At 60.2% G+C, this 8,699-nt stretch carries 7 protein-coding genes; 2 read left to right on the forward strand and 5 right to left on the reverse strand.

The features are described from left to right. Window positions 1–200 precede the first annotated feature (200 nt). Window positions 201–821 carry a TetR family transcriptional regulator gene (locus tag PY649_RS34275; protein WP_285873480.1) on the reverse strand — a complete coding sequence of 207 codons (621 nt, stop codon included), beginning with the start codon at window positions 819–821 and terminating at the stop codon, window positions 201–203. Between the two features lie 202 nt (window positions 822–1,023). Here PY649_RS34275 and PY649_RS34280 point away from each other — a divergent pair, with 202 nt between their 5' ends. Beyond that, a complete protein-coding gene (locus PY649_RS34280) occupies window positions 1,024–2,190 on the forward strand; it encodes an efflux RND transporter periplasmic adaptor subunit (protein WP_490385310.1) in 1,167 nt (388 codons plus the stop codon). Further along, on the forward strand, window positions 2,190–5,345 hold the full coding sequence (locus PY649_RS34285; RefSeq protein ID WP_285873481.1) for an efflux RND transporter permease subunit: 3,156 nt from the start codon (window positions 2,190–2,192) through the stop codon (window positions 5,343–5,345). Before PY649_RS34280 ends, PY649_RS34285 begins: the two co-directional genes overlap by 1 nt. A gap of 229 nt (window positions 5,346–5,574) precedes the next feature. Here PY649_RS34285 and PY649_RS34290 read toward each other — a convergent pair whose 3' ends face one another. The 4 genes from PY649_RS34290 to PY649_RS34305 form a co-directional block, all read right to left on the reverse strand. Further along, window positions 5,575–5,832 (reverse strand): hypothetical protein, encoded by a 258-nt coding sequence (locus PY649_RS34290; protein WP_285873482.1) that lies wholly within the window; start codon window positions 5,830–5,832, stop codon window positions 5,575–5,577. Window positions 5,833–5,945: 113 nt separating this feature from the next. Then, complete coding sequence (locus PY649_RS34295; RefSeq protein ID WP_285873483.1) at window positions 5,946–6,722, reverse strand: molybdopterin-binding protein; 777 nt, start codon at window positions 6,720–6,722, stop codon at window positions 5,946–5,948. Next, on the reverse strand, window positions 6,719–7,576 hold the full coding sequence (locus PY649_RS34300) for a cytochrome b/b6 domain-containing protein (protein ID WP_285873484.1): 858 nt from the start codon (window positions 7,574–7,576) through the stop codon (window positions 6,719–6,721). The genes PY649_RS34295 and PY649_RS34300 overlap by 4 nt, the downstream gene beginning before the upstream one ends. 175 nt (window positions 7,577–7,751) lie before the next feature. Further along, the gene (locus PY649_RS34305; RefSeq protein ID WP_285873485.1) at window positions 7,752–8,375 is read right to left on the reverse strand and encodes a single stranded DNA-binding domain-containing protein; all 624 of its coding nucleotides are present in this window, start codon (window positions 8,373–8,375) and stop codon (window positions 7,752–7,754) included. Window positions 8,376–8,699 lie beyond the last annotated feature (324 nt).

The raw sequence follows: 8,699 nt of genomic DNA on the forward strand, positions 1-8,699 counted from the left end.
GGTGCGACCATCGATGCTGACCTCCTCTCAGCCAGCATCTTGAATCACATTCGACATCAAAAGGGAATCCGCGATTCAAACATAATCAGAAACGCTCTAAAGCATGTCGCGCAAAAGCGCGTAGCGGTTTTGCGATAATAACATGCGCAAATTCAAAGACCTAAAGCGCAAGGAGCGAATACCAGAGATCGCGATGCGTTTTAGGCCGCGCTTCGCCGCATCGAACCTATCAAGCTGTGCACCAGCCTCTCGCCGACATCGACCACCGGAAACGACTTGCTCGATCGGAGCCATTCGGCAAAGAGGCCGTTCATGGAGCATTGAAAGGCGCGGGCGGCTGCGTCGACTGTCCAGGCGGAGGCGAGCTTGCCTTGCAGGTCAGCCATGTCGATCAGCTTCTGCAGCTTTTCATACATTTCGGCATTGGCGGTGACGATGCGCTGGGCGGCGTCGGAACGGTCCTCGGTGAATTCGCATCCGAGAATCATGATGGCGAAGATGCGCTGCTGATGCTCGTCATTCGCCAGGATATGCAGCACCTCGATCGAGGCCTGCTCGATCAGACCGAGCGGATCGTCATGCCCATGTTCCAGCGCGCCGTCGACGATTGCCTCCTGCGGCAGGCGAATTTCGCTGTGCAGCGCCGTTAGCACCTCGGCTTTGTCCTTGAAATGCCAGTAGATCGCGCCCCGCGTCACGCCCGCGCGCTTGGCGATCTTGTCGAGGCTGGAGCCGCTGACGCCGTTTTCATAAAAAACCTCGGCGGCGGCGGCCAAAACCTCCTCCCTGGTCTTGGCTGCATCTTCCTTGGTCCTGCGCATGCCATCTCCCCCGAATTTTCCAGGAGACGAGAAATTATTTTTATCTCGCCTCATATATTTGAATTCGCATGATATTTTTTAAAAACTACTGCGCAGTTTTTGCGATCATGCGAGAGGTCACGTCGATTTGATATTTACAATCATTCATGCATGTTTGTATGTTGCGCTGCAATAGAAAATGTTAAACTCACGGTGATTTTCCATGACGGCGCATTCCTCCCTCTTTTTGCGCAGCGGCCTTATAGCGGCTGGACTCCTCCTTCTCGGCACGCTTTCCTCGCAAGCCCAGCAGGCCGCACAGATGCCGCCGCAGGTGACGGTGGTTGATGTCAAGCCTCAGACCGTGCCGCTCACCTACGAATATGCTGCGCGCATCTCGGCTTTTAGACAAGTCGACGTGCGTGCCCGCGTCGGTGGTATCTTGTTGAAAAGGAACTTCGTCGAAGGCGCCGAAGTCAAAGCCGGCGACGTGCTATTCCTGATCGACCCCGCCCCCTATGCGGCCGCCCTTGCCCAGGCCCAGGCTCAGTTGCAGCAGGCACAGGCGCAATTGACCCAGACGCAGCGTGAGGAAAAGCGCAACATCAACCTCTTCGACCAGAATGCCGTTACGCAGAAGGCGCGAGACGACGCGACGTCCGCACGCCAGTCGGCGGAGGCTGCATTCGCGGCAGCGCAGGCGCAGGTTCAGACCGCGCAGCTCAATCTCGATTATACCAAGGTCACGGCCCCGGTCGGCGGCATCACCAGCCTTGAACAAGTGTCCGAAGGCAGCCTTATCGGTACGACGGGCGATACCGGCCTACTCACAAGCATCACGCAGCTTGATCCGGTTTATGTCAACTTCTCGTTCTCGGATACGGAAGCCGCCGAAGTGCGCCGGCTGATCGATCTCAAGAAGGCCAAGGGTCAAGCGCCTAATCTTGGCGTGAAGATCTCTTTCGGCGACGGCACGACCTATGATCATGACGGTGTCGTGGACTTCACCTCGTCCACCATCGATGTTTCGACGGGTACGCTGCAGGCGCGCGCCGTGGTCGACAACCCTAATCGCCGACTGTTGCCGGGCCAGTTCGTGCGCGCCACCGTCACCGGTGTCTCGCTCGACAACGCCATCACCATTCCGGAAGTGGCGCTGATGCAGAGCCCGCAGGGCCAGTTCGTCTATACGATCGACAAGGATGGCAAGGCGCGTGTCAATCCGGTGACGCTTGGCCAGAAGGTCGGCAGCAACTGGCTGGTACTGTCCGGCCTCAATGCCGGTGACAAGCTGATCACGGAAGGCATCATCAAGGTGCGCCCCGGTTCGCCGGTGCAGGCGGCCGAGGCGGCAACGCCGGGCGACGTGAACAAGGTGGCGCAAAACTGATGTTGGGCAACAGATTCTTCATCGATCGCCCCGTTTTCGCGGCGGTGATCTCGATCATCATCGTGCTTGCGGGTGTGGTCTGCCTGCGCATCCTGCCAATCGCGCAGTATCCCGAACTGACGCCGCCGCAGGTGGTCGTTACCGCCAGCTATCCCGGCGCCAGTGCCGAGACGGTCGCCCAGACCGTCGCCGCACCGTTGGAACAGCAGATCAACGGCGTCGAAAACATGCTTTATATGCAGTCGACGAACTCCAACAGCGGCGCGATGCAGATCACCGTCACCTTTGCGCTCGGAACTGATCCGGACCAGGCGGCGATTAACGTCAACAACCGGGTGCAACGCGCGGTCTCGACGCTGCCGCAGGACGTGACCCGTCTCGGCGTCGTCGTCACCAAGCGCTCCACGTCGATTCTCGGCTTCGTGGCGATGTACTCGACCGATAGCCGCTACGATCGCGCCTACGTCGGCAACTACGCGCTGCTCAATGTTATCGACGACCTCAAGCGCATCCCCGGCGTCGGCGACGTCAACCTGCTCGGCGATATCGACTATTCCATGCGCATCTGGCTGCGGCCGGACAAACTGGCGCAATATAATCTGACGCCGAGCGATGTCTCGACCGCCATCCAGGAGCAGAATTCGCAATTTGCCGCCGGCAGGTTCGGCGACCAACCCGACAACAATGCTCAGCCCTTCACCTATACGGTGACGACGCAAGGGCGCCTGCCGGATGTCGACGCCTTCGGCGACATCATCCTGCGTTCGGACGCCAATGCCGCGACGCTGCGGCTGAAGGATGTGGCGCGCATCGAGCTCGGCACCAAGAGCTATTCGATCCAGAGCAGCCTGAACGGCACGCCGGCAATCCCGATCGCCGTCTATCTGCAGCCGGGCGCCAACGCGCTGAATACGATGTCGGCTCTGCGCGGGCGCCTCGACGAACTGCAGAAGTCCTTCCCGCAGGGCATCTCCTACCAGATTCCTTATGACACGACGAAATTCATCCAGGTGTCGATCGAGGAGGTGATCCACACCTTCATCGAAGCAATCCTGCTTGTCGTCATCGTCGTTTTCGTCTTTCTGCAGAACTGGCGCGCGACGCTGATCCCCGTCATCGCCGTGCCGATCTCGATCGTCGGCACTTTCGCCGGCATGTATGCGCTCGGCTTCTCGATCAACCTGCTGACGCTGTTCGGTCTGGTGCTCGCCATCGGCATCGTGGTGGACGACGCCATCGTCGTTCTCGAAAACGTCGAGCGCCTGATGTCGACCGAGAAACTGTCGCCCAAGAAGGCGGCGATCAAGGCGATGGGCGAAGTGACCGGTCCGGTCATCGCCATTGTGCTTGTGCTCTGTGCGGTGTTCGTCCCGGTCTCCTTCATGGGCGGCCTCGCCGGCCAGATGTACAAGCAGTTCGCCGTCACCATCGCGATTTCGGTCACTTTGTCGGGTATCGTGGCGCTGACGCTGACGCCGGCGCTCTGCGCGCTGATCCTGAAGCCCGGCCATCACGAACCGGTGCTCCCGTTCCGCATCTTCAATCGCGCCTTCGATCGGCTGACGCGCGGCTACACGGCGGGCGTCGCCTTCTTCCTGAAGCGTGCGTTGCTCGGCTGCGTGCTCGTCGCCGGCCTGCTCGGAGCGACCGGCTATCTCTTCTATACGCTGCCTGGATCTCTGGTTCCGGATGAAGACCAGGGCGTGTTGTTCGAACTCGCCATCCTGCCGCCCGCGGCCTCCTTGCCGCGCACGCAGGCGGTGATGGATCAGGCGTTGATCAACACCAAGAAGATCCCCGGGGTTGACGATGTCTTCGCCGTTTCCGGTTTCGACCTGCTTTCGGGTGGCCTGAAGAGCAGCGCCGGCGTCGCTTTCGTGACGCTGAAGGACTGGAGCCAGCGCACGACGCCCGCACTGGACGCCCGCAACCTCGCAGGTCCCCTGATCGGCGCCAATATGGGCATCAAGGATGCCATGGTGCTCGCCTTCAACCCGCCGCCGATCCAGGGCCTCTCGACCACGGGTGGTTTCGAAGTCTATGTCCAGGACCGCACCGGCAAGAGCGTTCAGGGGCTGGCCGACCAGACGAACAAGCTGGTGGCGGCCGCTTCCAAGCGGCCCGAGCTGGCGGCGGTGCGCACCACGCTCGACACCAACGTGCCGCAGTTCCGCGCCGATCTCGATCGCGAGAAGGCGAAGGCGCTTGGCGTGCCAATCAACTCGGTCTTCGATGCCATGCAGGCGACCTTCGGCAGCCTCTATGTCAACGACTTCACGCTTTACGGCCGCAACTATCAGGTCAACCTGCAGTCCGAGGCGCCGTTCCGTGAATCGCCCGACGATCTGCGCCAGGTCTTCGTGCGATCCGACAGCGGCAAGATGATTCCGCTCGATACGCTGATCAAGGTGACGCGCGTCATCGGGCCGGATCAGCTGGAACGCTATAATGCCTTCAACGCCGCCAAGATCACCGGTAATCCGGCACCGGGCTATACGTCCGGCGATGCGATCAAGGCGATGCAGGAAGTGGCGGCGCAGACCCTGCCTGATGGATTCCAGATCGCCTGGACGGGCTCGGCCTATCAGGAGCTGGAAACCGGTGGCGCAGGCACGCAGGCAATGGTCTTCGGCATCATCATGGTGTTCCTGATCCTTGCCGCGCAGTTTGAAAAATGGAGCCTGCCGCTCGCCGTCATCACCGCGATCCCCTTTGCGTTGTTCGGCGCGCTGCTCGCCACCTATCTGCGCGGGCTAACCAACGACGTCTATTTCCAGATCGGCATGGTGACGCTCATCGGTCTGGCGGCGAAGAACGCCATCCTGATCGTCGAGTTCGCGGTTCTGAAACGAAAAGATGGCATGAGCGCCGGCGAGGCAGCGCTCGAAGCGGCGCGCCTGCGTTTCCGTCCGATCGTCATGACCTCTCTCGCCTTCATCCTCGGCGTCGTGCCACTGGCGATCAGCAGCGGCGCAGGTTCCGCTAGCCGCCACGCTATCGGCACCGGCGTCATCGGCGGCATGCTGGCGGCGACCTTCATAGCCACGTTCTTCATTCCGATGTTCTACCGTCTGATCGCCTGGAAACAGCCGAAGCCGGAAGAGGACGACGAGGACGAAGAGATCAGCCACGGCCATGCGGAGGCGGCGGAATAGCGCCCCCACAGAATAGAGAGCCAAATGCGGCTCGTCAGATAGCGACTACAAAAGTGGCGCCTCCGGGCGCCATTTTTTATTGGGAAAATTGTCGGTGACGTTCAAAATAGCCGGTCCGCCCGGTAATCGGCAGCCGCCGAAGCACGCGCCTCGCAATAGCGCTGAAAAACACGTAAGGCCCGGACGTCCGGGCCTCATCCTCTGATTCCACCAAGGCCGGGGTGCGCCATTACATCTTGGTCATGCCCTTTGTGGCATTCTCCATGTGCGTCACACAGGTTTTGACCTTGTGCGCCTTCATGGCATCCTTTGCCATGGCCACCTGCTTGGTGGCGGCTGCTTTTTTCGTCTGATCGGTCATTGAATCCACCTTGGTCTGCAAGGCCGTGATGGAAGCGTCGTCACATTTCATCGCCGCAGTTGCGGCATAGGCGGGCACGACGCCCGCAACCGCAAACACGGCCGCGATCAAAATCGATCTTAACATGTGCATTTCCTCCGATACTGGGCTTAATTGCCCTTGGTGAAACGCGTTCGCGGCATAGGTGTTCCGTCTCTGGCAGACCTGCGACAATTAGGCCATGCTAACGCAATGCCTATTTAGATTCCAGCATACCATTCATAGCCGCGATCTTCCCAGAAGCCGCCGTTACCGCCCCAGAGGTCGTTGAATTGGTCGCGGATTTCGACGCGCATCACGTATTTGGCGTGCTTGTAGCCGAGATGGCGTTCGACGCGCAGACGCAGCGGCGCGCCATGGGCGACTTCGAGGTCCTTACCGTTCATCGAATAGGCGAGGATCGTCTGTGGATGGAAGGCGTCTATCAGGTCGATGCTTTCATAGTAGCGGCCACTGCCGTCCAGCGTCTGCTCTAGCTCGTCGGCGCAATAGAAAACGGCATAGCGCGCGCCCGGCTTCAGCCCGACACTCTGGAGGATGAGGCCGAGCGGCACGCCGGTCCATTTGCCGATGGCGCTCCAGCCTTCGACGCAGTCATGGCGGGTGATCTGCGTGCGCGACGGCAGTTTTTTCAGGTCTGCCAGCGAAAACTCCATCGGCTGGTTGACCATGCCGTCGACCTTCAGCTTCCAGGTGGAAAAGCCGTTTTCCACCATCGCGGCATACTCCTCGGTTCCGGGGTTGTCTGTGCCGTTCGGACGGAAAGTCGGCGAGATGTCTTTATCGGTATATTCGCGGGCAAGCGTCTGCGGGGAGACGAGCAGGCGTTGCGTGCGCATGGTCAGGCCTTCGGCCATCGCCAACACCTGCTGGACGTTCTCGTTCCCGGTGACGTCGTCGCAGCCGGTCAGGCCAATGGCGCCAAGGCCGGCGGCGGAGCCGATGAGGAAGCGGCGGCGGGTGACGATCTTGCTCATGCGTCCTCTCTTTCCGGGCGGATGGCGTATCGACCGGTCACCATGGAGCGCATGTTGTTCCAGAGGCCGGACAGGATGACCATTGCCACATGTACGAGGACGAAGAGCACGATCGTCCAGGCGGTGATGAAATGAATGCCGCGCGCGGTCTGCCGCCCGCCGAAAATATCGAGCAGGAACGGGTAGCCGGCATCGATGCCGGGCGACATGGTAAGCCCTGTCGCCAGCATCAGCGGCAGCAGAATGAAAATGACGACCAGATAGGTGAGCTTTTGCAATGCATTGTAGCGCTTTGCCTTCTCGCCTTTCGGGAAGCGCAGGCGGGCATGCTCGACGATCTCATGCCAGAGATTGCGCGGCGAGACTTCGGGGCCCGACGGTGCCAGATCGCGGCGAAAATGACCGGCGACAAAGCCATAAAGCAAATAGATCAGGCCGTTGAAGACGAAGAGCCAGGCGAAGAAGAAGTGCCAGCGCCGGCCGGCGGCCAGATCCTGATAACTCGGCATCGTCGCCCAGGCGGGGAAAGCGCGTACGGTCCACTGACCGTCCTCTATCGACGCACCGAGAACGCCGGTCGTCGGGATCGTCAGGCTGCCGATACGGAAAGTGCCATAAGGTTGGGTGTCGCCGTCGGTGGCCGATATTTGCAGCCAGGACGGATCGGCATTGGCGCCATATTGACCCCAGTAGAGAGAGGGATGGGCGTTGAATATCTGCATGCCGCTCATCAGCAGCAGCGTAAGACAAAGCACATTCAGCCAGTGCGTCAGGCGGGTGACGATCGAATGTCGACGAATGTAGATCGTTCGGGGGTGCGCAGGCGGCGCACCGGTCGCATCGATGTCTGCCATCGCTAGGCTCCTCTCGAAATCTTCACTGAACCCTTTGGAAACCCAGGCTGCATGGTACCACAATTGACCTGAGAAGGCGCGGCGCTCCGTCAGCGAGGGAGCTGAAAGCGGAGCGCCGTGGCGGGCCTCGGCGGGCGGGTGCCGGTAGGCCCGCGAGCTTCCCTTGGCGGGAAGATCACATCGGCGGAATGGTGCCGTTGACGCCAACGGCAACGCGATCGGTGGAAACCATGCCGTCGCCGGAGCTTTCACCGTTGATGAAGACACCGGCGCCGGGTTTCAGATCGTCCTTGGTGGCTGATGCGAAGGTCACGACGGGGGTGCCCTCCGGGATGTTGATTTTCTTCTCTCCGCCCTTGTAGGTCAGCGTCAGCGTCGGGCCGTTGACCGATTTGACGGCGTTGGCAACAGTGGCGTTAGTCATCGAGCTGTTCGGCTTCGAATCCCAGGGGCGGTCACCCTCGCCGGTGCCCTTCATCGAGGCCGGAAAGATCACGACCTCGATAGCGCCGGCAACGCCGCTAGCAGTCGGCTCGTTTGCAATGCCGACGAAATCGCCAGGCTTGATGTCTGCGGCGGATGCCTTGGTTACGCCGGTGACGGCCCAGCCGGATTTCAGCATCACCGTAACGTCCTTGCCGTCGCGAGACTTGACCTTGAGGGTATCGCCATCGAGGCTTTCGACCGTGCCGCGCACGCGGACTCGATCGGCGGCGTTGGCGCCCTGTAGGGCGGCGAGCGTTACGACAGCGCCGGCAGCCAACGCCAAGACGCAATTCGTCAGAAGCTTGCGATCCATGAATAGTCTCCCTTGATATACCTACTAATCGGTAGGTTTTTCGAGATAGCGGCCGAGGCCAGCGAGCAAAATTCCTTGCATGAGAGAACTGGGAGGAAAGATCCTCATCTCAATTGCAACGCGGCGATCCTATCTACCACTCGGTAGCTCCGCCAATCAAACAAGCGTGAGAGAAACGTTACCCGTCAGGACTCCGGAAAATCTATTGATTTCAATGACGAACAGCTAGGCTGTGGTGACGATTTAACTATTTGAGCCACATGGTAATGGCCGCGATGATGACGAAGCCTCTGAAGTTTGCGAGGAGCTTGTCGTAGCGCGTTG

This window comes from Rhizobium mayense, from assembly GCF_030272705.1.
Taxonomy (GTDB): domain Bacteria; phylum Pseudomonadota; class Alphaproteobacteria; order Rhizobiales; family Rhizobiaceae; genus Rhizobium; species Rhizobium mayense.